The following is a 23,496-nucleotide window of genomic DNA, read 5'->3' as shown; positions in this document are numbered from 1 at the left end:
GAGCCGCGCCGCCATGGGATATAACACGCAACCGCCTCACCCGCGACACCGGAGCCGCGCATGACCGTGCGCCGCTTCGACGTCGTCGTGGCCGGCGGCGGTCTCGTCGGCATGGCCATCGCGTGGGGCATCGCGCGTCTCGGCCAGCGCGTCGCGGTGTGCGACGGCGACGACATCGCGTTTCGCGCGGCGCGCGGCAATTTCGGGCTCGTGTGGGTGCAGGGCAAAGGCGGCCGCTGCGTGCCCTATGCGCGCTGGTCGCGCGAATCGTCCGAGCGCTGGCATGCGTTCGGGGCGCAGTTGCAGCGCGAAACCGGCGTCGACTGCGCGTTCGAACGCCCGGGCGGCATCGAGCTGTTCGAACACCGCGCGGAACTCGACGGCGCGACCGACCTGCTCGAATCGCTGCGCCGGCAGGAAGCCGCGCTGTCGTACGAAGTCCTCGATCCGGCGGCGCTGCGCCGGCGCATTCCGTCGGCGTCGCCGTCGCTGGCCGGCGCGCTGTGGTCGCCGAACGACGGTCACGCGAATCCGCTCTATACGCTGCGCGCGATGCTGCAGGCGTTTCAGCGGTGCGGCGGTGTCTATCTGCCGCGCAGCGAGGTCAGCGAAATCCGCCCGCACGCCGGGCGCTTCGAGATCGACACGCGCCACGCGCGGCTCGAAGCCGGGCGCGTGGTGCTCGCGGCCGGCCTCGACAACGCGCGGCTCGCGCCGATGGTCGACCTGCGCGCACCGATCTCGCCGTTGCGCGGCCAGATCATGGTCACCGAACGGCTCGCGCCGTTTCTCGACTATCCGACGCTCGTCGTCCGGCAGACGCCGGAAGGCTCGGTGCTGCTCGGCGACTCGGCCGAAGACGTCGGCTTCGACGACGGCCAGACGCGCCCGGCGATGGTCGACATCGCGCGTCGCGCACGCACCGCCTTCCCCGCGCTCGCGCATGCACGCATCGTGCGCGCGTGGGGCGCGCTGCGCATCATGACGCCCGACGGCCTGCCCGTCTACGAGGCGTCGACCACGCATCCCGGCGCGTTCATCGCGATCTGCCACAGCGGCGTGACGCTCGCGGCAACCCACGCCGATCTCGTCGCGCCGTGGATCGCCGGCGGCGCCGCGCCGGCCGACCTGTCCGCCTTTACCACCGCGCGCTTTGACGCGCCCACGGAAGCCCGGCATGTTTGAATCCCTCGTTCCCGCCGCCGCGACGCTCGAACGCGTGCGCATCCATATCGACGGCACGCCGCACGACGTGCCCGCGCAATACAGCGTCGCGGCCGCGATGCTCGCCGCCGGTTCGGCCGCGTGCCGCACGAGCGCCGTGAGCGGCGCGCCGCGCGGCCCGTTCTGCATGATGGGCGTGTGCTTCGACTGCCTCGTCGAAATCGACGGCGTCCCGAACGTGCAAGGCTGCATGACGCCCGTCGCCGACGGCATGCAGGTGCGCGCGATGCACGGCAAGGCGAGGCTCGCATGACGCGCCGCCAGTGCGACCTGCTGATCGTCGGCGCCGGGCCGGCCGGGATGGCGGCAGCCATCGCCGCGCGTGCGGCCGGCTTGTCGGTCGTCGTCGCGGACGAAGGCCGCGCGCCCGGCGGCCAGATCTACCGCAACGTGGCCGATGCGCCGGCGCCGCTCGCGCAATGGCTTGGCGCCGACTATGCGGCCGGCCGGCCGCTCGTCGACGGCCTGCTCGCCAGCGGCGCGCATTACCTGCCGCGCAGCGTCGTGTGGCAGGTCGCATTCGAACCGACACCCGTCGCGATGCTCACGCAGAGCGGCCCGTCGCGCGGCACGCTCGAAATCGGCGCGCGCGCGGTGCTGATCGCGACCGGCGCGCAGGAGCGGCCGTGGCCGGTGCCCGGCTGGACGTTGCCCGGCGTGATGGGCGTCGGCGCCGCGCAAACGCTGCTGAAAGCGTCGGGCCTCGCGCCGTCGGCCGACGCCGTGCTGGCGGGCAGCGGCCCGCTGCTGTGGCTGTTCGCCGCGCAATTGCTGAATGCGGGCCGGCGCGTGCGCGCGCTGGTCGATACGACACCGCGCGACGCGTGGCGCCGCGCGCTTCCCCATGCGCTGCCGGCACTGCGCGGCGTCGACTATCTGCTCAAGGGCTGGCGCATGCTGCGTGCGGTGCGCGACGCCGGGATTCCCGTCTATCGCGGCGCCACCGACATCCGCATCGACGGCGACGATCGCGCCGAACGCATCCGCTTTCGCGACGCGGAAGGCGTCGTGCAAGCGCTCGACACGTCCCTCGTGCTGCTGCATCAGGGCGTCATTCCGTCGACGCAGCTCGCGCGCGCGCTCGGCTGCGCGCATGAATGGGACGAAGCGTCGGCATGCTGGCGCCCGCAGCGCGACGCGCGCGGCCGCAGCAGCGTGCCGCACGTCTGGATCGCGGGCGACGGCGCAGGGATCGGCGGCGCACAGGCGGCGGCACTCGCCGGCGAAGTGGCGGCGCTCGACATCGCCCGGCAACTCGGTGCGCTCGACGCGCAACGGCAGGCCGCACGCGAACGCCCGGTGCTGCGTGCATGGCGCCGCCATCTCGCGGTGCGCCCGCTGCTCGACGCGCTGTATACGCCGCCCGCCGCGCTGCGCCGCCCCGACGACGACACGATCGTGTGCCGCTGCGAGGAAGTCACGGCCGGCGAGATTCGCCAGCTCGCGGCGCTCGGCTGCCAGGGGCCGAACCAGATGAAGGCGTTTACGCGCTGCGGAATGGGTCCGTGCCAGGGGCGCTGGTGCGGCACGACGGTCGGCGAACTGATCGCCGACGTGCAGCAGCGCGGCGTCGGCGACGTCGGTCACTACCGGATCCGCGCGCCGATCAAGCCGGTCACCGTCGGCGAGATGGCCGACGCCCTCGAACTGTCGAACGATTTTCAGCGCGGCGAATTCCCGAGCTGACGCGCACGCCCACTCTTCCCCACACGAACGGAGCCAGACCATGAAGACGCGCCTCACGATTCTCCTTTCCGCCGCCGCGATGGCTGTCGCGTCGCTAGCGTCGGCGAAGGAATGGACGACCATCCGCATCGGTGTCGACCCGACCTACCCGCCGTTCGAGTCGACCGCGACCGACGGCAGCGTGAAGGGCTTCGACATCGACCTCGGCAACGCGCTGTGCGCGAAGCTGAATGCGAAATGCGTGTGGGTGTCGAGCAGCTTCGACGGGCTGATTCCGGGGCTGCAGGCGCGCAAGTTCGACGTGATCCTGTCGTCGATGGCCGCGACCGAACAGCGGCGCCAGCAGATCGACTTCACCGACCGCCTGTACCGCAACCAGACGCGGCTGATCGCGCGTACCGGGTCGGGGCTGCTGCCGGACGCGGCGAAGCTCGCCGGCAAGCGCGTCGCGGTCGAACAGGGCACGGTCCAGGAAACCTATGCGCGCGAGAAGTGGGCGGCCGCGAAGGTCGAGGTCGTGCCGTATCCGAGCTACGACCAGGCGTATGCGGATCTCGTCACCGGGCGCGTCGACGGCGTGCTGATGGATGCCGTGCAGGGCCAGCTCGGGTTCCTGGCGACGCCGCGCGGCAAGGGCTTCTCGTTCGCGGGCGGCGTGGTGTACGACGCGAAGATCATGGGTAACGGCGATGCGGCCGGCGTGCGCAAGGCCGACACCGACCTGCGTGACGCACTGAATCGCGCCATCGCGCAGATTCGCGGCGACGGCACGTACAACGCGATCCAGTCGAAGTATTTCGACTTCGACATGTACGGGAACTGACGCCGCGGGCGGGCTCGGCCCCCGCTCGTGAGGCTCGCGCGCGCCGCGTCGTGGCAGGCAGATGGATCCGGTCCGGGTTGCATGAATAAGTCCATTTGAGACATAATATTTACAACTTGAGTCCCATAAGGTCTGACATGCTCGACATCCGCCAGCTTCAGTACTTCATCGCGGTCGCGGAAGAGGAACACGTCGGCCGTGCCGCCGAACGCCTGCACATCTCGCAATCGCCGCTCAGCCGCCAGATCGCCCAGCTCGAGGAAAAGCTGGGCCTCACGCTGTTTGAACGCAGCCAGCAGCGCATCCGTCTGACGCGCGACGGGCGCACGTTCCTCAGCGAAGCGCACGCGTTCCTGCGCCACGCAAACCGGCTCGAATCGCTCGCGCGCCGGCTCGGCCGGGGCGACGAAGGCGGCCTGTGCATCGGCTACCTCGAAACGGCCACGCACTCGGGCGTGCTGCCGCGCGCGCTGAAAACGCTGCGCGCCGAGCGCCCGTCCGTTCATATCGCTCTGTACAACTATCAATCTGCCGCGCAACTCGAAGGCTTGCGCGAGCGCAGCCTCGACATCGCGCTCGTCACCGAGCCGCCCGCATCGGATGATCCCGAACTCGAATCGACGAAAGTGCTGGACGATCCGATGCTGCTCGCGATGCCCGACGGGCATCCGCTCGCGAAGAAAAAAAAGCTCGTCGCCGACGATCTCGCCGCGCAGGCGTGGATCGGCGTCACGCAGCAGGACAGCGCGCCGCGTCACGGCGCATTCGTCGCGGCCTGCGCGAAGGCCGGCTTCTCGCCGGACATTTCGGTGGAGGCGACCGAGCCGCTCGCCGCACTCGGCCTCGTCGCCGCGGGGCTCGGCGTGACGATGATCCAGCAGAGCCTGCGGCACCAGGTGCCGGAAGGCGTCGTGCTGCGCGAATTGCCGTGGTTCAGCTACCGCACGCCACTGTGGGCCGCGTGGCACAAGGTCAACCTGCGGCCGCTGGTCGGCATCTTCCGCGAGATCCTGACCGGCGAGGACGTCGTCGCGACAGTCGGAAAATGAATCCATGAGTGCTCGGAGCGCCGTTGCATTGCGGCGCCGTACACGTCAACAGCGCGTGTACCGATCGCTTCGCAACCCTTACCTTCTTTGCACGGCGCACGACTTCTGATCGACACACACGAACAGATGCGCCGACGCCTTCGCAGCGGGCCGAAGCCCGCAACGAAGGCGCTGGCGGCTGGCGATCGCGTCCCGCCTCCGTCACACGATGCGACATGTCGCCGTCAGGCCACCGCGAAGCGCTTCGCCAGTTCCGCGAGGCCGTCTTCGTAGATGCCGCGGAACAGCCGGATCGTTTCGTCGTCGGTCGCGCCGTGCGGCGTGAACGTGCCGGACCACTCGACCTTCGACGCGTTCGGGCCGTTCTCGCGCACGCGCAGCGTGGAGCGATAGTTCACGACCGGGAACGGTGCTTCGAGGATCGCGTACGTATAGCTGCGCTCCGCTTCGTCGAACGCGACCAGCCGCTCGACGATCGCATCGCCCGCCGGATTCGCGAGACGCCGCACGCGCCCGCCCTCGCTCAGCTCGCTGGCCGGAATGTACGAAAGCCAGTCGGGCAGCGACCCGAAGCCGCCGATCAGTTGCCAGACCGTGTCGGCCGAAGCCGCGATCTCGATACTTGCATGTGCCTGTGCCATGTCATCACCTTTCAGGATCAACGATCGGTCGGCAGCGGCGCATTGGCCGCGATCAGGCCTTGTTCACGCATCTCGCGCCAGAAGTCGGCCGGAATCGCCACGTTCAGCGCGGCCTGGTCTTCCGCGATCCGCTCCGGACGGCTCGCGCCCGGGATCACCGCGACGGTCGCCGGATGCGACATCGAGAACTGCAGCGCGGCGGCCTTGATCGGCACGTCGTAGCGCGCGGCGATCGCCTTGATCCGGTCGACCTTCGCGAGGATTTCCGGCGACGCCTTCTGGTATTCGAAGTGCGTGCCGCCCGCGAGCACGCCCGAGCTGTACGGGCCGCCGACGACGATCCCGACGTTCTGCGCGGCCGCCGCCGGCATCACGCGTTGCAGCGCGCGCTCGTGATCGAGCAGCGTGTAGCGGCCGGCCAGCAGCATGCCGTCCGGTTGCGGTTCGGCGAGGTCGAGCACCAGTTCGATCGGTTCGACGCGGTTCACGCCGAGGCCCCACGCCTTGATCACGCCTTCCTCGCGCAGCTTGCTCAGCACGCGGAATGCGCCCTTGCGCGCCACTTCGAATTGCGCGAGCCATTCGTCGCCGTAGAAGTCCTGCGCGATGTCGTGCACCCACACGATATCGAGGCGGTCGGTGCGCAGACGCTTCAGGCTGTCCTCGATCGAGCGCAGCGTCGCGTCGGCCGAGTAGTCGTTGACGATGCGGTTCGGCCGGCCGTGTTCGAACAGGCCGCCCTTTTCGCCGAGATCGCGCGCCGACACGTCTTCGATTTCGTCGAGGATCACGCGGCCGACCTTCGTGCTCAGCACGTACTCGTCACGCGGATGGTTCGCGAGCGCGTCGCCGAGGCGGATTTCCGCCAGGCCGGCGCCGTAGAACGGGGCCGAATCGAAATAGCGGATGCCGTGTTGCCACGCGGCTTCGACGGTGGCCGCGGCTTCCGCGTCGGGGATGTCGCGGAACATGTTGCCGAGCGGGGCGGTACCGAAACCGAGGATCTTGTTGCCGGGCAGCTTGTCTTTGAGACTCATGATTTTCTCCAGGGAGTAAAGGAAAGCGAGTTCAGTCTAGGGAGACGGGTTAAGTCTGTCCAAGACGGAATTCGACACACTTGAGTCCCGCGAGGTCTAATGGGCCGATTGGCGGCCTGTTTCGATCACCGGCCCCTAGCCGCTGCTCGGGCCAGACGCCCGGCCGGCAAGGCTGCCGACCGAATTCACGTTCGATTCGTGACTCAGAATCAAAAATGATTTGGTCCGGCAGCCGTTTTCCCGGGCGTCGGCGTACCTATATTGGCTGCACGCGCAACGACATCGACGTGGTCGACGTTGGTTGCGGCTCACTCAACCACACAGGTACCCATGATGAAAACGCTCGTTTCTTCCACCCTTGCCGTCCTGATCCTTGCCGCAGCGGCGCTGTCGTTCGCGCAGCAGGCCGACCATCAGCTGACCCGCGCCGAAGTGAAGGCCGAGATGGCCCGCCTCGCGGCCGTCGGCTATACCCCGGCGCTGGATCACAACCAGTATCCGGCCGCGATCCTCGCCGCCGAACAGCGTGTGCGCGAAAACGCCGTCGCGCAATCCGCCCCGAACGCCACCCCGGCCGCGGACGCGACCGGTTACGGCAGCGAAACCCGCACGGCCGGCGAATCCGGCCGCGCGATGTCGGTCAACGGCCGCGACTCGATCTATCGCGGGCATTGAGTCGCCTCAACGCGCGCAGACACTCGTCCATGCCGTCCGTAGTGCTGGCCCGAATTGCCTGAACAGGCATTCGGGCCGCGCGTCGTGCGTGGTGGAATGCCGTGGGCAGCACACCGTCAGGCTTGAAATACAAAGGGAGGAACGCAGACGGTTGACGACGTGCGCGAATGCATCGCGCGACACTGCCCGGCGCAACGAGGGGGCGCGTCAGACGAATCCTTCTTCGACCAGCGTGCAGCCGTCGGCCGTGATCTCGTGTCGCTGGCCCGAGCCGCCGACCACGCGGCTCCAGCTCGCGGACATGAGCACAGCGGCATCGCCGTCCGTGCGCAGCGCGTAGTCGAATCCGCCGTACATGCCGGGCACCGCGAACCACATGCGGTCGGCCTGCTCGTCGTATTCGAGCAGCGGTTCGAGTTCGGGCAAGCGCAGCGCGTCAACCCGCAGGTGTGCGATGCGGCCGACGATCATGTCGTGGAAATGGCGTTGAATGGCGCGCAGCGTGTCGTCGGGCACGAAGCGTCGCGGTTGCGGCGTCAACGGCTCGACCAGATGCCGATGTCCGCACCGCGCGGCGATATCGACCGCGCGCTCGCGGCGCGCATCGCGCAGCATGCGCGATGCACCGAGCCGCAGCAGTTCGGCGACGACCTCCTGCGGCGCGCCGCCATACGCGGCCTGATGCAGCGGCGCATCAAGCGACGTGCCGCCCGGCCGCGTCGCGTTGACGAGCGCGGGCTGTTGCGCGATACGCGCGAGCAGCGTCGCCCATGCGCCATCGCGCGCCGCGTCGGCCAGCGCATGCCGGCTCGCCAGCTGCGCGTCGTCGAGCACGTCCGCGCCCGTGATTCCGTCCCATGCGATGCTCAATCGGCTGTCCTCCGTCGCCCGGCGTCTCGCCCACCGACCACCGGATTGCCCGCCCATCATAAGCATTTCCCGACGGGCGGGCGCGACAACGTTACCGCGCGTCGCCGAGCGACCCGAGAATCCGGTAGGCGGCCTTCACGCGCTCCTCGATCGGCACGTTGCCGTTCGCGAGCATCACGATCCCGATCCGCTTCGCGGGAACGAACGCGACGTACGTGCTGAAACCGCCGGTCGAGCCCGTCTTGTTGATCCAGGTCGCCGGGTTCGGCGCGAGCGGCGGCTGGATCGCGCTGGCCGGCACCGCATCGAACAGCATCTTCGGCGCGTTGCCCGCCAGCAGCGTCGGCAGCGCGACCGGGTACGGGTACTGTTCCCAGATCAGGTCCTGCGTCAGCGGCCCCGCGCGGAAGTAGCCGGTGTGCGTGCGTTCGATCGCGCGCTGCAAGCGCGGCGCGGTGTGGATCATCCCCATGTTCGCCTGCACGAAGCGCAGCAGGTCGGCCGCCGTGGTCCGCACGCCGTAAGCCGGTTGCCACAGCATGCCTTCCGTCATCCGCACCGGCTTGCCGTCCTTCGTGTAGCCCTGCGCATAGTCGGCCATGCGCGCGGCGGGCACGTTGATGTACGTATGCGTCATCCCGATCGCGGGAAAGAGCCGCTGCTCCATCAGCGTCGCGAAATCCTGGTGCATCGCCTTCGCGGTGAGCCAGCCGAGCATGCCGATCGCGACGTTCGAATACTTGCGGTGCGTGCCCGGCGCATACGCGGGCCGCCACGCGTCGAGATAGCGGATCAGGCCCGCGTCGTCGCGGATGCTGTCCGGCACCTGCAGGGGCGTTCCGCCGGGCGTGTGCGTGCCGAGCTGGAGCAGCGTCACGACGCCGAACGGCTTGCCCTGCAGCTCGGGCAGATATTTGCCTGCAGGGTCCGCGAGCGACAGTTCGCCGCCCTCCTGCGCGTCCGACGCCAATGTCGCGGTCAGCGTCTTGCTGACCGAGCCGATCTCGAACAGCGTGTCGCCGGTCACCGGCTTGCCGGTTTGCTTGGACATCACACCGTAGTCGAACACGTACGGCTTGCCGTCGGCGACGATGCCGATCGCCATGCCGGGAATCGCGTACTGCTTCATCAGCGGCGCGATCTGGCGCGTGACGGTGTCGCGGAGGTCGTCCTGCGTGACGGCGGCCGCGCGACCGGCCGTGGCGGTCGCGCATGCGGCGACCAGCAGGGTCGCGGCGAAGCGTGTCGCATTGAATCGCATGGGGGCGGTTCCTACTCTTTCCGATGGTTGCATGGACAACAGATCCGGCCGCGCCGCGCGAAAAAGGTGGCGACCGGCCTGTCGAAGCAGGACTATCCGCTACCGCCCGGCCGCCAACAATCGACGATATGTTGCGCGAGCCGAAAGAAAAACTTATGAGATAAGTGGAAGGCGGGAACGAGGCCGCCGTCATGGCCGGGCCACTCACCCGTTTTCCGGGAAAACCTGCCGGTTTTAACAGTATCGAATCCGGCGGCCGGGTGGCGCCGCGTCGAAAATCGATGAAAAAGAGATAAGTCTTGTCAGATCCAGCGGCGCCGGCCAGCCGCGTGATTGATTCATCCGCACGGATCGAAGTAGACTCGCGAAAGCCAAAAATAAAATCCGACCTGAGAGAATCCATGAATCGCCCTATCCCGCTCGCCCGCTCCCGCGTCATCGGCTCCCGCGCGCTCGCGTGACGTTCACGCACCGATCGACCTGAACCGGAATACGCGACGCCAGCGCGTTCTTGCGCGCGCATGTTCGCCGTTTCGCCGTTGAGCCAAAAGAACCGTCAGGGTCCTGCGCGCACCGCCCGCGCACGCCCTGCCCGACCGGAGAGTCAGCCCGTGACCGAAACCGTGGCCGCGTCGGCCTATCGGCCGCGCGACGTCGTCAATGCACCCGACATCAAGGCGGCGATCGCCCGCCGCAGCACCGAGCGCGACGATCCCGCCGAGATCCGTGCGTGGCTCGGCAACCATTTCTTCCGCTGGGTCGTCGGTGCGTTCGAGCAGGCGCAGCCGCTCGATTCGCTCGCCGATTACCGCGCACTCGCCGGCGCCGACCGGCCGGCACCCGAATGGCTCGTGCGCCGGTTCCGCGCGCAACCGGCGTCCGCGGCGTCTGCCGCTCCCGGCCCGGCGGCCAACGCTGTGCCGCTACCCGCCGCCGAGCCCGCGCCGCTCTACTTCATCGATCCCGAGCACATGCTGCTGATCGACCGCGAACGCGTGCTGGTCGAATTCCTGCGCTCGCGCGCCGGCACGCGGCTCGCGCAGAAACTGCAGCGCATCACCTGCGCGATGGCGCTCGACATGTGGGAACGCGAGCACCAGCGGATGCAGGCGCGCCGCGACAAGGGCTGGGTGCCGAGCAGCGGCCTCGCGCTGCGCGAGGTGCTGCGCACGCCGAACGGAATCGTGTTCGAATTCGTCGGCAGCCATGCGGCGCTGCGCGAGGAGCTCGCGTACGAGTCGTACTACATGCAGCACTGCCTCGGCCAGTTCGCGGATCGCCGCCGGTTGCGCGGCGGCTACGGCGAGCAGTACGCGCAAGCCGCGCAGGACGGCCGGCTGCGCCTGTTCACGCTGCGCGGCGCGGGCAACCAGCCGCACGTGACGATCAGCCTGCAGGTCAGCGGCGACGGCCTGCGCATCGACCAGATCAAGGGCAAGCAGAATCGTCATCCGGTGCGCCGCTATGCCGACGACGTCCGCCAGTTCCTGCGCGCGCTCGCGCCGCGCGGCGAGCGCCATCCGGATTGCGAGGGCATGGGCCTCGTGTTCGAGCCGGACGCGCCGGGCGCGGCCACCGGCGCCTGGACCTTCGTCACCGACGTGCGCTCGCCCGACCATCTGCTGAGCGTGATGAGCGACAACTTCCACCTGATCGAGCATTTCGAGCAGCCGCCGGCCGTGCTGCAATGGCTGCTGCTGCGCAACGCGCCCTATGCGCTCGGCCAGCTGCGGCAGATCGATCCGGCCGTCGCGGCGTCCGCGCGCCACGCATTGCCGGCCGATGCGCTGCCGGCCGCGCGCGCACCGAATGCACCACCGGCCACGACCGCATTCGAAATCGAAGGCATCGCGATCGATCCCTCGCTGTGCGCGGCGTTCGCGTTGCCCGTGCCGGCGGACGGGAGCCCGTCATGCTGAAACTGCTGCTCGGCGCGGTCGCGCTGTGGCTCGTGTGGTACGTGTGGCGCTCGTTCCGGGTCGCCGCGCGGATGGTGCGCGAAGTCGACGCCGACCAGGCCGCGGGCGCCGACAGCGCGGTGCCGGTGCGGCAAACCACGGCCGTTCGTCTCGCGCATGCGCAGGCCGAGCAGGCGCCGCCGAACCGCCGTCGCTGGGCGCTCGCGCTGGCCGACATCCTGTTGATCCGCAACGGGCTGCGCTGCGATTGCGACGATCTCGTCCATGCGCTGCCCGATTCGCAGCGCGAACGGCTCGCGCGCCAGGTCAGGCGCGAACTCGACCTGCCGGCCGACCTGCCCGAGTGGCAGATCGTGCAGCGCGTGCCGTCGATCCTCGCGGGCTGGATCCGCGGCGTCGGCCGCTCGCACGACGGCTTCTACGAACAACTCGCCGCCGTCGGGCGCGTGCGCGACGCACTCGCGTTCGACTGCGCGCGCACCGCATTTCTCGTGCGCTGCATCGCGCTGCTCGGCTGGACGTCCGAACAGCACGCGTGGGTCGTGCTGCTGCTCAACGCCCAGCGCGCGCAGGACAGCTTCGACAGCTGGGAAGACTTCGGACTCGCGTATGCGCGGGCGCGCCAGCAGTGGCTGCGCGGCAGCGGCCAGGACGGCCCCGCGTCGTCGCGCGCCACGCAGGAAGTGCGCGAGTACCTGCGCAATCCGTCCGGAAACTGGCTTTCGCTGCCGTGGAAGCGCTACCGCATCTTCGATCCTCAACCCGTTTCGTCATGACCGCCGATACCGACATGTCCTCCGCCTCCGCCGACCTGATTCCGCCCGCGACATCCCGCTGGTTCATTTGCGACGTCGACGCGCTGCTGCGCGCGGGCGAGTTCGCCGCGCTCGACGCGCAACTCGATGCCGCGCTCGCCGCGAGCTTCGACGATCGCATCGCCGAAGGGCGGTACGTCGACGCGCTGCCGGCCGACGTGCAACCGTGCCTCGATGCCGGCGCCGAGGGCCTCGCGCGCCTGCGCGCGTGGCAGGCCGCGAACCCGCGCTCCGCGCACGCGTGGCTGTGCGAAGCGCATTACTGGCACCACTGGGCCTACGAATACCGCGGCGGCGGCTGGGCCGAAACGGTGACCGAAGCCGGCTGGATCGGCGCGCATGCGTGCGCGACGCTGACGCTCGTCGCCGCGCTGCGCGCGCTGGCGCTCGCGCCGACGATGTGGAGCGCGCCGATGGTGATCTTCACGAGCGTGTCGTCGTTCGGCGAACCCGAGTGGCTCGCGCAGCTCGTGCGCGAGCGCCGCTGGCCCGTCACCGAACTGCAGCTGAACGCCGGCGCCGACGACGAAGCCACGCGCGCCGAACTGCAGCAGATGTTCGCGCGTTCGGGGCTGAATCCCGACGTGCCGGTCGCCTGCCCGCCGGCATTTCCGGACGCGTTGCCGGGCCCGGTCCAGGGCAAGAAGCTGCGCAAGGAGAAGTGGTACTGGATGGAGGCGACGCTGCACGTCCACCCGAAGCTGTTCTTCCCGATGCGCACGTTCATCTGGTACATGCAGCCGCGCTGGGGCGGCTCGCACGATCACATCCGCGCGTTCGTCGCGTCCGACGCGTGCGCGCACCTCGATGCGGTCGAAAAGGACCGGCTGCTGCACGAGATCTGGCGCGACGACTACGCCGGCAACACGCTCGATGCGAATGACGACGAAGACGACGCACGCCACGCGATGACCGCGACGCTCGCGCGTGCGCAGGCCGCGCTGCATCCGTATCATCGGTGGGAAACGCTGCACTGGCTCGCGTACAGCCACTTCAAGCGCAGCGAGTACGAACAAGCCTACGCGCGGCTGCAGGAAGCCGAACGCAACGAGCCGATCGACGACAACCGCGCGATGGCGATGGGCTTGCGGCTGGCGCTCGGCCTCGATCCACAGGGCGACTGGCTGCCCCGCGCGATCGAACGTGCGTCGGACGCGCGCGCCTGCACCTCGGCGATGATCCTGCGCGGCTATGCGCATCGCACCGGCACGTTCGGCTTCGCGCGGGACGACGCGCGCGGCGACGCCTGGCTCGAAGCCGCGCGCGAGAACGAGCCCGGCTCGCTCGCATGGAACCAGATCGCCACCGCGTTCGAATATGAGAACCGGCGCCCCGCCGATGCCCTCGCCATCTGCAAGCTCGGCTACGAGGCGGGCGGCGATTCGTGCGGCTACTTGCTCGGCTGCTTCTACAAGGACGGCACGCATGTCGAGGCCGACCCGTACCGCGCCGCCCACTACTTCCGCGAATCGATGGAGGCCGGCGGCAACATGGCTGCGTACCGGCTCGGCTACACGTACCATCACATCGGGCAGACCAGCACGGACCGTGCCGAACGCGTGCGCATGCAGGCCGAGGCCGTCGAGGCCGCGCGCAAGGCGCACGAGATGGGGCATACGGACGGCCTCGAGTGCATGCTGATGTTCATCGGCGACATCGAGGATTATCCGTCGCGCCATCGCTACGTCGACGAACTGCGCCGACATGCCGAAGCCGGTCACCCTGCCGCGATGGCCGCGCTGTCGTTCTTCCTTGCGGACATCAACGACAAGTCGCTGTACGACTATCGCGAAAGCGTGCGATGGATCATGGGCGCGCAGGCCATCGCACCGGACGACGAATACGTGCAGAACATCACGCGCGTCAGCCACGAGGACGGCATGCTCGGGAAGCTGCGCTACAAGCTGCAGCGCAAGCAGATCAAGGCGCACGAAATTCCGGGCGCCGACAACGCGATGGTCTGAACCCGGGCCGACGCACGCGCCCGCTCGCCGGCGGGCCGTGCGTGCATCATCCCGGCAGCCGCTCGAGAAACGCCAGCATCGCCGCGTTGAACCGTTCGGGCCGCTGCAGCGGCGCGAAATGGCTCACGCCGGGCAGGATCGTCAGCGTCGCGCCGGGGATCGTGCGTGCCAAGTACGCCGCATGCTCGGGCCGGATGAATTCGTCGTGCTCGCCCTGCACGATCGCCACCGGCACGGCGATCGCCGCGAGGTCCTGCGCGGTGTAATCGGGTTGCGTGCGCATCATTTCGCTGACGGCCGCGACGAACGCATCGAACTGGTCCGGTGTCGCGGACAGTCGCGCATAGTCCTTGCGATGCCGCGCGAAACAGTGGTCGATCAGCGGGCTCGGCACCATCTCCTTCGTGCCGCCCGGATCCATGTTGCACGCGAAGAAGAACACGCCGGCCGCGCGTTCCGGTGCGCGGGCGGCCAGCACGAGCGCGATGCACGCGCCGTCGCTCCAGCCGACGAAGCGTGCACGGTCGACGTGCAGCGCGTCGAGCACGGCCAGCACGTCCGATGCCATGCGTTCGTACGAATAGGGTCGGTCGTCGCGCGTGCTGCGACCGTGCCCGCGGCTGTCGATCACGATCGCGCGGTAGCCGGCCGCGAGCAGCGCCGGCACCTGGTTGCCCCAGTTGCCGCCGTGGCCGAGGCCGCCGTGCAGCAGCACGACCGCCGGCCCCTGGCCGAACGACGCGTGCCACATGCGCGCGCCGTCGTGGTCGATCCATCCTTCCGCGTCGGCCGCCGGCAGCGGCGTGCCGCCGTGCGCGTCGAAGCGAACGAGTTCGTCGTCGGGTTCCGCATGCATCGTTCAGCCGTCCTCGAGAGGGAGACGAGCTTGCGATTGTAATGCGGGCGGCCGACGTGCCGCCGCGGGCGCTCAGGCCTGCGTCGACACCAGCCCGCCCGACGGCGAGCCGCCGGATTTTTCGAGCGCCGCCGCGAGTTGCGAGATGGCCGTCGCGAGCGCAGCCGAAATCGCGCTGGCTTCCGCGCTCAGCGACTGCTGTTCGACGGCCGCGGCCGGGTCGTCCTTCGCGCGCTGCGCCGCGGTGGCCATCTGCCGCTCCAGCGTCGCGAGCTGCTTCTGCAGCCGCTCGATCAGCGCCTTCAACTGCGCGACCGCCGGGTCTTCCGACGATGCGCCCGCCGCGCCGAGCGTTTCGCCGGTGGCGCCGGTCGAATCCTTCGTGCCGGTGGTACGGGTCGTGTCGGTCGCGCCCGTGGCGCCGGTCGTGCCCGTCGTGCTCGCTGCATCCGTCGTGCCGCCGCTGGACGACGTCGCGGCGGGTGCGTTCGCGGTCACGCCGCTGTCCGCGAGCGGGGATCGCGCGGTCGTGGAGAAATCGATCTGCATCGTGTCGGTCCGTGTGTCGGTAAACGAAGTGACAAGGGCGAAAATCGCCTTCCAGTTCGTTTACGGCATTCGTCACACGAAACTTGAATATCGGGGCCGGGTGGATTGCCCCCGCGCGCACTTCAATCGACCGCGAAAGGGCCAGATTGGCAGGCGGGCGGCGCTGGTAGAATCGCTGCTTCGCCGGCAGGATACGCACGTCGAACGCCTCCGTCGGGCCCGAACGCGCCACGGCCGCCGGCTTCGACTCTCCGCCCCGTTGCACGCGGCATGCACCCTGTGCCGACGCCGCAATCGCGGCTTTCCGGGTCGCCTTTTCCGTTCGTCTGCCCTGCGTCCCCCCGCTCATCCACGCGAGCGGCGAACGCCGTGCGGCATGCATTCGCTTCATCACGCATTCGAGGAACACACGATGGCCCGCATCGGCGCCTTCTGCATCACGACGTGGCTTGCCGCCGCGATTCTCTACTTCGGCCAGCACTCCGTCGCGATGATCGTGCTCAGCGGTGTCGTGGTCTTCGGCGGGTTCGATCTGCTGCGTCCCTGACGCACGTCGCGACGCGGGCACTCGCGAACGTCGCCACCGCCTGGTCGACCGCCAGCGTGCGCTCGTTGAACACGACCGGCACACCGCCGAGCCCGAGCCTGCAGTTCGGCCGATCGAGTCGCCACCCGTCGATCCGCAACGCGACGCGCGATATCGGGGCGCCGTTCGCATGCGGCAGGTCGATCGTGATCTGCCGCTTCGCGCCCGGCATCAGGTTCAGACAGTTGTCGCTGCAGAACGCCGGCAGGATTGTAGTTGTCCTCCGTGATGGCATCGTCTCCGCGGATGCGCGCAGCGCAGCTGCCCTGCGGGCATCCCTGCCTTTATCGCGCGCCGACCTGGCGCTGCGTGCGCATCGCAGTCGACGCGCCGCCGGCGGTCATCTGCGTATAGTCCGCGTTCGGCCCGGACGGCGGCGTCAGGTTGTCGGCGGCCGCCCATTGCGTCGGCGTCGCGGACAGCGCGTAGCGCATCGTCCCACCGTTGGCGATCTTGCCCAGCGGCAGCCATGACCCGGCATAGTCGGCTCCATTGACCTTCAGCGACTGGATATACGGGAACGCGGCACGGCCGGTATCGTCCGCCGCGACCTGCTGATCGCTTTCGAGCCGCAGCGTCTTGCCGTTGCCGAGCCAGACCGTGATGCCGCTGAATTGCGGCGTGGACAACGCAAGACCCGCTTCCGACGGAATGACCGGGAACATGCCGAGCGTCGCCCACACGTACCAGCTCGACGTCGCGCCCATGTCGTCGTTGCCCGGCAGGCCGTCGCGGCCGGTGCCGAACGTCTGCGCCATGATGATCGGCAGGATGTACTGCGCCCCGCTCGGTTGCCCGGCCCAGTTGTAGCCCCATGGCGACTGGAACGACGGTTCGTTGCCGATATAGAGGCCGTTCGACGATTCGCCGCCGTTCAGGCTGCCCGAAGTCGGCACCGTCGAATACGGCGTCGTGATCGCGAACAGCTTGTTCAGCCGCGCGACGGCCGCCTGCTTGCCGCCGATCGCATCGATCAGCGCGGACCAGTCCTGCGCGAAGGACCAGAAGTAGTTCGGCTCCGTCGATTCGTGGAACGAACCCGGCACGAGCGCGCCCAGCGTGCCGGGCGCCGCACCGGCCGGCGGCGCGTTACGCGCGGCGATCACCTTGTTCGGGTAGTCGAAGATGTTGCGCCACCACGATGCGCGCGTGTACAGCGTGCCGATGTTGTCCGCCGTCACGCCGACCGACGGCGCGTTCAGCACGCTGGCAGGCAGCGCCTGCAGGAACGCGGCCGCCGAGCGGTCGCTCAGCACGCGCTCGATGGTCGCCGACGACGAGTGGCCGTCGTCGCTCTGCGACAGATAATGGGCCGTCAGGAAATTGGCGAGCCCCGGCGCGCTCGCGCGGTCGTTGCACGCGCTCGACGGATCGAACACCGACTGCTTCGTCAGGCGCGCGGCCGACACCAGATCGAAATCGGTCGCGCCGAATTTGTAGGAACCGGCAATCACGTTCAGCGCGTTGTCGCCCGCCATCGGCGTCGAATCGTCACTGCCGTCGACCCAGTGCGGAAACGCGCCGCACTGAAGCCCGTCGACGACGAGCGACTGCATCATGTCGCTCGCTTCCTGCGGCGCGAGCATCGCAAGCAACTGCGCCTGGGAGCGATACGTATCCCACAGCGAGAAACCCGTGTAGTGATTGGCGCCGCCGCCTTGCGAGCCGTCCGGACGTTTGTACGCATAGTCCTTGACGTTCGCGGTGGCACGCTGCGGGACGGTGCCGGTCCGGTCCACCGAGGTCGGATAGCTGCCGTTCGCGTTCTTCGGCTGACGCATGCTGCGGAACTCGCCATTCGTGTCGCTGTAGAGCGTCGGCGCGCTGAACACGTGATACAGCGCCGTGTAGAACTTCGTGAGGTTCGCCTTCTGCGTGGCGTTCAGCGCAGCCGGGTCCTTCGCCTGATCGATCTGGATCGTGTTGAGCCGGTCGTTCCACGCCGCGGAGGCCTTCGTCCGCGCATCGTCGAACGCCAGTTTTTCGCCCTCGGCCGCGAGGTTGGCCTGCGCATTCGACACGCTGACGGACGAGATGCCGACCTTCACGGTCACGGTCTTGTCCGCATCGGTCAGGTCGAACTGCAGTGTCGCTGCACCGTTGCTCGCGGTATTCACCGACGACGTACCCGTTTGCTTGCGCAGCGGCTTGTCGAAGGTCGCATAGAAATACACGGGAGCATTCCAGATCGTGCCGTACGGCGTGCAGAACGCCGGCGCGACCGCCTGCCCGCTCATCGACCGGCCGTCGCTGGCGAGCGCGAGCGCCACGTTGTTCGCGGTGATGCTCGTGCTGCCCGAATCGCTGTTGCCGTTCAGCTTCGCATCGATCGAGAAAAAGCCCTTGTTCTTGTCCGTGTACGTGAAGCGCGCGAGGCCGGAACGCGCGGTCGCGCTCAGTTCCGTCGTGATGCCGTTCGCGAGGCGCACCTTGTAGTAGCCCGGTTGAGCCACTTCATCCGCATAGCTGTATCCGACGCCGGCCGGTCTGCCGCCCGGCGCGATGGCGTTCGCCCCGTCGGTGGGCAGCATCGCGACTGCGCCCTGCCCCGGGCAGCCGACGCCGCTCAGGTGCGTGATGCTGAAGAAATCGATCGTACCGGTCGATCTGCCCGACGACAGGTAGCCGCCCGACCCGTTGAAGTTGTAGCGCGGCGTGTTCGGCCCGAAACCGACCATCCCGAACGGCACCGTGGCGCCCGGGTTCACGTTGCCCGCGTAGCCGGAGTCGCCGTTGACCTGCGTGCCGATCAGCGGATTGACGAACTGCGTCAATTGCATGTTGGTACGCGTGGGCGTCGGCGTGGACGGCTGGCCCGGTTGCGCTGGCTGCCCCGGTTGTCCCACTTGTCCCGGTTGCGATGGCCCCGATGTCGATGGCCCGTCCGTGCCGCCGTTGCCGGCGGTCGACGTACCGTTCACGTCATCGCCGCCACACGCGGCGAGCGCCGCACACGTCAGTGCAGCGACGATCAAGAGTCGTGGATTTTTCATTTTCGTTTAGTACCGTTAATTAAACGAATCATCCGGCGTCGACGATGTTCCGACGCGCCGCCAGGCTTGCCACCTTGCGCGGCGCGACGCCGGCTGGTCCCCCAATCGGCGCCGCGCAGACTTCCGCTTGCGAATTTCCGGTGCCCGCCGCTACCGCGGCGGGCGCGGGCGTGCTACCCACCGAATCGCCACCGCATCCGGCTCTCCCTTCCCGGGGACTTACAGTGCCGTAACGACTGTTTATTCACCACAAGAAGTTTCCCGAATTTTCAGTTTGTTTAACTAAACAATTGGGAGTTAAGTGGCTTTGAGCACAAATTGCCGGCGTTTGTTGCGTTGCAACCAGCCGGAGCGGGATGTGCGGCGACGGGCGCCCGGCGAATCCGGGCGCCCCGTTCACTCAGGGATGCGAAAGAATTGACGAAGCGCGCGGCGGCGCGTCAGCGCGGCAATGTCCTCAGCGAAGACGGGCCGCCGGTCAGCGCGATCCGCTTGCCCGTATCGCGCAGCTTGCCGCCGTCGACCGCATACAGCGCAAGCTGCCGTTCGACGTTGAACTGCACGATCACGTGCCGGCTGTCGGCGGTAAACACGATGCCCTGCGCGGCTTCGCCGCCGGGCGCCTCGCTCACCTTCACGGCCCGCCCGTCGCGGATCTCGAACAGCAGCACCTTGCCGAGTTTGTGGCGGCCCGGGTTGTCGGCCGTCAGGTTCGAACCGTCCATCGCCTGCACGGCGATCCACTTGCCGTTCGGCGAAATCGCGACGCCTTCCGGCAGCGACGGCACCGTCAGGTACTGGACCGTGCGGAACGGCACGCGCGACACGTCGATCAGCACGACCGAATCGGCGTCGCCCGCGAGCGTGCCGGAGTAACCGGGCAGCCCGGCGAGCCCGACGTTGCTGACGACGGCCCAGCGGTTGTCGCTCGACACGTCGATCGTATACGGCGCGACGCCGGTGCTCAGGCGCGTGCCGCTGTCGGTCACCTTGCCGTCGTCGACGTTCAGTACCGCGATGCCCTGCTCGTCGCGCAGCGACACGAGCGCATGCTTGCCGTCGTGCGTGAAGCTGATCCCGGCCAGCCGCTTCTTGCCGATTTTCAGGTTGCTGTCGAGCGTCACGTGGGTGCCGTCGATACGCACGATCGACACGCTGCCGTCGACGTTGGCGACGAGCGCGAGCCGGCCCGAGCGGTCGATCGCGATCCCTTGCGGATGCGTGCCGAGCTCGATGCGCGTGATCGCCGGCGGCGCGCTGTCGAGATTCACGACTTGTAGAAACGTGTCGAATACGAGCTGCTTCGCGGCCGTGTCGTAGCGCGTCGGCGCACCGACGAGCGCGAGCTTCGCATCGGGCGTGATCGCGACGGCCTGCGGCGGCCCCTGGATACCGTTCTCGACGTCGACCTGCAGGGCGACCTTCGGCGGGAAGGTGCTGGCGTCGAGCAGCGTCAGCGTGTCGGCGGGCGGGGCAGGCAGATAGGTGTCGCGGCCCTCGACGCGCTGGTACTTGCCGTCGTTGCCGGACACGATCCAGTCGGCGGCGTGCACGGCAACGGCCGTCGTAGCGAGGGTCAGCGCGGCGAGCAGGCGCGCGCTGCGCAGGCGGAAAGGATTCGAATGCATGGCGGTCGGTTCTCCGGATCGGTTGCGGACGCAATGGATTGCCCGGCCCTGCTGCTCGACGGGCCGGCGCTATCGGATGATGCCCGAAAGCGGGCCGACCCGGCGTCTCGCGCCCGGTCCGGTTCCGTCAATCCGTGCGTCGCATCCCCGATGACCACTCGACGACGTCGTCGAGCGGATACACCGGCCGCGCGAGCCGCGCGTAGCGAAACAGCCCGAAGTCCGAGCCCGTCACGCCGCGGCTGTCGCATTCGACCAGCGCGGACGAAATCGGCACGAACACCGGCCGGCAATACATCCGCGACTTCAGCAGCAGGAAGCGCGCGCGCCGCGGATCGACACCCACGCTCTCGAACACGCCGAGATCCCACGGCTCCTGCGTGCGCTCGGTGACGACGAGCGTGGCCGTGCCGATGTCAAGCACCGCCGCGCGGCCCATGTACGCACGCTGCCCGGTGTACGTCGGCCCCGTGATCACGTACTCGCCGTCGGTGATCGCGCGCACGATGCCCGTCGCGCGGAACGGTTCGCGCCGCACGCCGCCGTGCGACGGCAGACGGTTGCCGACCGGCACCGTGACGGTAGCGCCGACGCCCGCGTCGATCAGCGCCGCGACGGCTTCGGGGTCGCACAACGGCCCGCTGACGATTCCGTCGAGCCCGTGCGCGAGCGCGGCTTCGAGCAGGTCCATCGTGTCGCACGGGCCGCCCGACATGCAGTTGTCGCCGTGATCGAGCATCAGCACCGGGCGGTCCGCACCGTCGGCGAGCGCCGCGGCCTGGGCGACCGATTCGGCGAGCGGCGCGCTGCGATAGACGAATTCGTCGCGCGCATCCCAGATCTGCCGCGCGATGCGTTCGGCGACGGCGTCGGCCGCGGCGCGATCGCCGTCGGCTACTACGACCACGCTGATGCACGGCGCGGGAATATCCGCGAGCGAGAAACCGGGCAGCACCGAGACCGCGAGCATGCCGTCCGCCTCGGCCGCGCATGCGGCTTCCACCGCGCGCCGCATCGCGCCTTCGGCGCTCGCGCTGCGCAGCGTCGACGTCATCAGCGGCGGCTGCCGCCACGCGAGCACGGGCCGCGCGCGGCCGTGCAGTCGGTCCAGCAGCAGCCGCGCCGCATGCTCGCCGGTCTCGTACATGTCGACGTGCGGATACGTCTTGAAACTGACGATCACGTCCGCGTTGTCGATCATCTTCTGCGTGACGTTCGCATGCAGGTCGAGCGCGACCGCGATCGGCGCAGCCGGCAGCGCCGCACGCACCCGCGCGAGCAGGTCGCCCTCGCCGTCCGCGCTCTGCTCGGCGACCATCGCGCCGTGCAGGTCGAGCATCACCGCGTCGCAGCCTGGCGCGGCGGCGACGATCGCATCGCAGATCGCCGCATACGCGTCGGCCGCGACCGGCCCGCTCGGGTTCGCGGCGGCCGACACCGGCGTCACGATATCGGCGCCTTCGCGCTCGGCCGCATCGATGAACGCGGCCATCGCGGTGCGCATCCCGCGATTCGCGCGATACGCGTCGTCGCCCCGGTCGGGGCCGTTGCGGCCGAACGCGGCGAGCGGCGTCGGCACCGGCGAGAACGTGTTGGTCTCGTGGTTCATCCGGGCGATCAGGATCTTCATCGCGCTTGGCCCCCCGCGATCCCGGCGGCGCCCAGCATCGCGTGCAGCAGCACGTTGCAGCCGGCTTCCAGATGCGCCGGATCGGCATCTTCGATCTCGTTGTGGCTGATGCCGTCCTTGCACGGCACGAAGATCATCGCGGTCGGCGCCACGCGCGCGAGATACACCGCATCGTGGCCCGCGCCGCTGATCACGTTCATCGACGACAGCCCGAGCGCGCGCGCGCCGGCGCGGACCTGCTCGACCAGCGCCGGATCGAACGGCTGCGGCGGAAAATACACGACCGGCTCGATGTCGATCCGCATCCCGGCCGCCGCGCCCAGGTCGGCGCATGCCGCGCGCAGTTGCGCGTCCATCGCCGTCAGCGTCGCGTCGTCGGCCGCGCGCAGGTCGACGGTCAGCGTCACGCGGCCGGGAATCACGTTGCGCGAATTCGGGTGCACGTCGATCCAGCCGACCGTGCCGCGTCCGTGCGGCGGATGCGCGCGCGCGATGCCGTTCACGGCGCGCACGAGATCGGCCGCGACCAGCAGCGCATCGCGGCGCAGTTCCATCGGCGTGGGGCCGGCATGCGCCTCCATCCCGTGCACGGTCACGTCGTACCAGCGTTGTCCGAGCGCGCCCTCGACCACGCCGATCGTCGTGTCGTGCGCCTCCAGCACCGGCCCCTGCTCGATATGCGCTTCGAAATACGCGCCGACGGGATGCGCGCCGCGCCCGTCGTCCGCACTGCCCGCGTACCCGATCGCGGCCAGCGCATCGCGCACCGACACGCCATCGCGATCGCATTGCGCGAGCGCATGGTCGAGCGTGAACGCGCCCGCGAATACGCCGGAGCCCATCATCACCGGGACGAAGCGCGACCCTTCTTCGTTGGTCCAGACGGCCACCTCGAGCGGCGCGCGCGTGCGCACCCCGGCGGCGTCGAGCGTACGCAGCACCTCGAGGCCGGCCAGCACGCCGTAGTTGCCGTCGAACTTGCCGCCGGTCGGCTGCGTGTCGATATGGCTGCCCGTCGCCACGGGCGGCAGGTCGTCCCGCTCGCCCGCGCGCCGCGCGAAGATATTGCCGATCGCATCGACGCGCACCGTGCAACCGATGTCCTTCGCCCACGCGACGAACAGGTCGCGCGCCTGGCGATCGAGGTCCGTGAGCGCGAGGCGGCACACGCCGCCCTTGTCGGTCGCGCCGATCCGCGCGAGCCGCATCAGGCTGTCCCACAGCCGCGCGCCATCGACGCGCAAGCCGGACGCCGCGACGCCCGGAGTCACATCCTGTACTTGCATCGTT

The 23,496-nt window shown here is 68.9% G+C and carries 21 protein-coding genes; 10 read left to right on the top strand and 11 right to left on the bottom strand.

Annotated features, from left to right (window positions below; translation table 11 throughout):
• The first annotated feature begins 60 nt into the window (after positions 1-60).
• From DTA15_RS09690 to DTA15_RS09670, 5 genes are all read left to right on the top strand, one after another.
• Positions 61-1,185, top strand: coding sequence for an NAD(P)/FAD-dependent oxidoreductase (locus DTA15_RS09690; protein ID WP_006485211.1), 1,125 nt, complete (start codon positions 61-63; stop codon positions 1,183-1,185).
• A complete protein-coding gene (locus DTA15_RS09685; RefSeq protein ID WP_006485198.1) occupies positions 1,178-1,477 on the top strand; it encodes a (2Fe-2S)-binding protein in 300 nt (99 codons plus the stop codon). Before DTA15_RS09690 ends, DTA15_RS09685 begins: the two co-directional genes overlap by 8 nt.
• On the top strand, positions 1,474-2,910 hold the full coding sequence (locus DTA15_RS09680) for an FAD/NAD(P)-dependent oxidoreductase (RefSeq protein ID WP_012493683.1): 1,437 nt from the start codon (positions 1,474-1,476) through the stop codon (positions 2,908-2,910). Before DTA15_RS09685 ends, DTA15_RS09680 begins: the two co-directional genes overlap by 4 nt.
• Positions 2,911-2,950: 40 nt before the next feature.
• Positions 2,951-3,733 carry an ABC transporter substrate-binding protein gene (locus tag DTA15_RS09675; RefSeq protein ID WP_006485210.1) on the top strand — a complete coding sequence of 261 codons (783 nt, stop codon included), beginning with the start codon at positions 2,951-2,953 and terminating at the stop codon, positions 3,731-3,733.
• A gap of 137 nt (positions 3,734-3,870) precedes the next feature.
• A complete protein-coding gene (locus DTA15_RS09670; protein ID WP_006485193.1) occupies positions 3,871-4,782 on the top strand; it encodes a LysR family transcriptional regulator in 912 nt (303 codons plus the stop codon).
• Between the two features lie 224 nt (positions 4,783-5,006).
• Here DTA15_RS09670 and DTA15_RS09665 read toward each other — a convergent pair whose 3' ends face one another.
• Positions 5,007-5,423, bottom strand: coding sequence for an SRPBCC family protein (locus tag DTA15_RS09665; RefSeq protein ID WP_006491822.1), 417 nt, complete (start codon positions 5,421-5,423; stop codon positions 5,007-5,009).
• A gap of 17 nt (positions 5,424-5,440) precedes the next feature.
• On the bottom strand, positions 5,441-6,460 hold the full coding sequence (locus DTA15_RS09660) for an aldo/keto reductase (protein WP_006485206.1): 1,020 nt from the start codon (positions 6,458-6,460) through the stop codon (positions 5,441-5,443).
• 330 nt (positions 6,461-6,790) lie between these two features.
• Between DTA15_RS09660 and DTA15_RS09655 the strand changes: the two genes are divergently transcribed.
• Positions 6,791-7,135: a DUF4148 domain-containing protein gene (locus tag DTA15_RS09655; RefSeq protein WP_006485188.1), complete on the top strand. Its 345-nt coding sequence runs from the start codon at positions 6,791-6,793 to the stop codon at positions 7,133-7,135.
• Between the two features lie 207 nt (positions 7,136-7,342).
• On the opposite strand, the gene DTA15_RS09650 is transcribed toward DTA15_RS09655, so the two are convergent.
• Together DTA15_RS09650 and ampC are read right to left on the bottom strand one after the other, a co-directional pair.
• On the bottom strand, positions 7,343-8,005 hold the full coding sequence (locus DTA15_RS09650; RefSeq protein ID WP_006485182.1) for an ankyrin repeat domain-containing protein: 663 nt from the start codon (positions 8,003-8,005) through the stop codon (positions 7,343-7,345).
• Between the two features lie 91 nt (positions 8,006-8,096).
• Positions 8,097-9,266 (bottom strand): class C beta-lactamase, encoded by a 1,170-nt coding sequence (ampC, locus tag DTA15_RS09645; protein ID WP_006485212.1) that lies wholly within the window; start codon positions 9,264-9,266, stop codon positions 8,097-8,099.
• Positions 9,267-9,877: 611 nt separating this feature from the next.
• Here ampC and DTA15_RS09640 point away from each other — a divergent pair.
• Genes DTA15_RS09640 through DTA15_RS09630 form a run of 3 tightly spaced genes read left to right on the top strand, consistent with a single transcriptional unit; the run spans position 9,878 to position 13,964 of the window.
• A complete protein-coding gene (locus DTA15_RS09640; protein ID WP_006485195.1) occupies positions 9,878-11,185 on the top strand; it encodes a hypothetical protein in 1,308 nt (435 codons plus the stop codon).
• Entirely contained in the window at positions 11,179-11,961 is a 783-nt protein-coding gene (locus tag DTA15_RS09635) for a DUF1266 domain-containing protein (RefSeq protein WP_006485199.1), read from the top strand. The genes DTA15_RS09640 and DTA15_RS09635 overlap by 7 nt, the downstream gene beginning before the upstream one ends.
• A gap of 14 nt (positions 11,962-11,975) precedes the next feature.
• On the top strand, positions 11,976-13,964 hold the full coding sequence (locus DTA15_RS09630) for a DUF4034 domain-containing protein (protein WP_227743137.1): 1,989 nt from the start codon (positions 11,976-11,978) through the stop codon (positions 13,962-13,964).
• A gap of 46 nt (positions 13,965-14,010) precedes the next feature.
• Here the strand turns inward: DTA15_RS09630 and DTA15_RS09625 are convergent, their stop codons facing one another.
• Both DTA15_RS09625 and DTA15_RS09620 read right to left on the bottom strand, forming a co-directional pair.
• Entirely contained in the window at positions 14,011-14,820 is an 810-nt protein-coding gene (locus DTA15_RS09625; protein ID WP_006485207.1) for an alpha/beta fold hydrolase, read from the bottom strand.
• 72 nt (positions 14,821-14,892) lie between these two features.
• A complete protein-coding gene (locus DTA15_RS09620; protein WP_006485202.1) occupies positions 14,893-15,369 on the bottom strand; it encodes a hypothetical protein in 477 nt (158 codons plus the stop codon).
• Between the two features lie 412 nt (positions 15,370-15,781).
• Between DTA15_RS09620 and DTA15_RS39000 the strand changes: the two genes are divergently transcribed.
• Positions 15,782-15,916, top strand: coding sequence for a hypothetical protein (locus DTA15_RS39000; RefSeq protein WP_006767081.1), 135 nt, complete (start codon positions 15,782-15,784; stop codon positions 15,914-15,916).
• Here DTA15_RS39000 and DTA15_RS09610 read toward each other — a convergent pair.
• The 5 genes from DTA15_RS09610 to DTA15_RS09590 all read right to left on the bottom strand — a co-directional run bounded on the left by DTA15_RS09610 (position 15,870) and on the right by DTA15_RS09590 (position 23,492).
• Entirely contained in the window at positions 15,870-16,211 is a 342-nt protein-coding gene (locus DTA15_RS09610; RefSeq protein ID WP_227743143.1) for a beta-mannosidase, read from the bottom strand. The genes DTA15_RS39000 and DTA15_RS09610 overlap by 47 nt on opposite strands.
• Positions 16,212-16,239: 28 nt before the next feature.
• On the bottom strand, positions 16,240-18,735 hold the full coding sequence (locus DTA15_RS09605; protein ID WP_006485191.1) for a GH92 family glycosyl hydrolase: 2,496 nt from the start codon (positions 18,733-18,735) through the stop codon (positions 16,240-16,242).
• A 653-nt stretch (positions 18,736-19,388) separates the two neighbouring features.
• Complete coding sequence (locus DTA15_RS09600) at positions 19,389-20,576, bottom strand: beta-propeller fold lactonase family protein (protein ID WP_006485203.1); 1,188 nt, start codon at positions 20,574-20,576, stop codon at positions 19,389-19,391.
• A gap of 127 nt (positions 20,577-20,703) precedes the next feature.
• The gene (locus DTA15_RS09595) at positions 20,704-22,206 is read right to left on the bottom strand and encodes a M81 family metallopeptidase (RefSeq protein WP_006485205.1); all 1,503 of its coding nucleotides are present in this window, start codon (positions 22,204-22,206) and stop codon (positions 20,704-20,706) included.
• Positions 22,203-23,492, bottom strand: coding sequence for a Zn-dependent hydrolase (locus DTA15_RS09590; protein WP_006485190.1), 1,290 nt, complete (start codon positions 23,490-23,492; stop codon positions 22,203-22,205). Before DTA15_RS09590 ends, DTA15_RS09595 begins: the two co-directional genes overlap by 4 nt.
• Positions 23,493-23,496 lie beyond the last annotated feature (4 nt).

Origin of the sequence: Burkholderia cenocepacia (genome assembly GCF_900446215.1) — a bacterium.
In the GTDB taxonomy this organism is placed as follows: Bacteria; Pseudomonadota; Gammaproteobacteria; order Burkholderiales; family Burkholderiaceae; genus Burkholderia; species Burkholderia cenocepacia.
This window is presented reverse-complemented; position numbering and strand designations above follow the sequence as displayed.

Coding starts and splice junctions, on each gene's coding strand:
- DTA15_RS09680 (WP_012493683.1), top strand. CDS start 1,474: ATGACGCGCCGCCAGTGCGACCTGCTGATCGTCGGCGCCGGGCCGGCC.
- DTA15_RS09655 (WP_006485188.1), top strand. CDS start 6,791: ATGATGAAAACGCTCGTTTCTTCCACCCTTGCCGTCCTGATCCTTGCC.
- DTA15_RS09665 (WP_006491822.1), bottom strand. CDS start 5,423: ATGGCACAGGCACATGCAAGTATCGAGATCGCGGCTTCGGCCGACACG.
- DTA15_RS09600 (WP_006485203.1), bottom strand. CDS start 20,576: ATGCATTCGAATCCTTTCCGCCTGCGCAGCGCGCGCCTGCTCGCCGCG.
- DTA15_RS09635 (WP_006485199.1), top strand. CDS start 11,179: ATGCTGAAACTGCTGCTCGGCGCGGTCGCGCTGTGGCTCGTGTGGTAC.
- DTA15_RS09675 (WP_006485210.1), top strand. CDS start 2,951: ATGAAGACGCGCCTCACGATTCTCCTTTCCGCCGCCGCGATGGCTGTC.
- DTA15_RS09625 (WP_006485207.1), bottom strand. CDS start 14,820: ATGCATGCGGAACCCGACGACGAACTCGTTCGCTTCGACGCGCACGGC.
- DTA15_RS09630 (WP_227743137.1), top strand. CDS start 11,976: ATGTCCTCCGCCTCCGCCGACCTGATTCCGCCCGCGACATCCCGCTGG.
- ampC (WP_006485212.1), bottom strand. CDS start 9,266: ATGCGATTCAATGCGACACGCTTCGCCGCGACCCTGCTGGTCGCCGCA.
- DTA15_RS09660 (WP_006485206.1), bottom strand. CDS start 6,460: ATGAGTCTCAAAGACAAGCTGCCCGGCAACAAGATCCTCGGTTTCGGT.
- DTA15_RS09605 (WP_006485191.1), bottom strand. CDS start 18,735: ATGCAATTGACGCAGTTCGTCAATCCGCTGATCGGCACGCAGGTCAAC.
- DTA15_RS09690 (WP_006485211.1), top strand. CDS start 61: ATGACCGTGCGCCGCTTCGACGTCGTCGTGGCCGGCGGCGGTCTCGTC.
- DTA15_RS09595 (WP_006485205.1), bottom strand. CDS start 22,206: ATGAAGATCCTGATCGCCCGGATGAACCACGAGACCAACACGTTCTCG.
- DTA15_RS09670 (WP_006485193.1), top strand. CDS start 3,871: ATGCTCGACATCCGCCAGCTTCAGTACTTCATCGCGGTCGCGGAAGAG.
- DTA15_RS39000 (WP_006767081.1), top strand. CDS start 15,782: ATGGCCCGCATCGGCGCCTTCTGCATCACGACGTGGCTTGCCGCCGCG.
- DTA15_RS09620 (WP_006485202.1), bottom strand. CDS start 15,369: ATGCAGATCGATTTCTCCACGACCGCGCGATCCCCGCTCGCGGACAGC.
- DTA15_RS09590 (WP_006485190.1), bottom strand. CDS start 23,492: ATGCAAGTACAGGATGTGACTCCGGGCGTCGCGGCGTCCGGCTTGCGC.
- DTA15_RS09685 (WP_006485198.1), top strand. CDS start 1,178: ATGTTTGAATCCCTCGTTCCCGCCGCCGCGACGCTCGAACGCGTGCGC.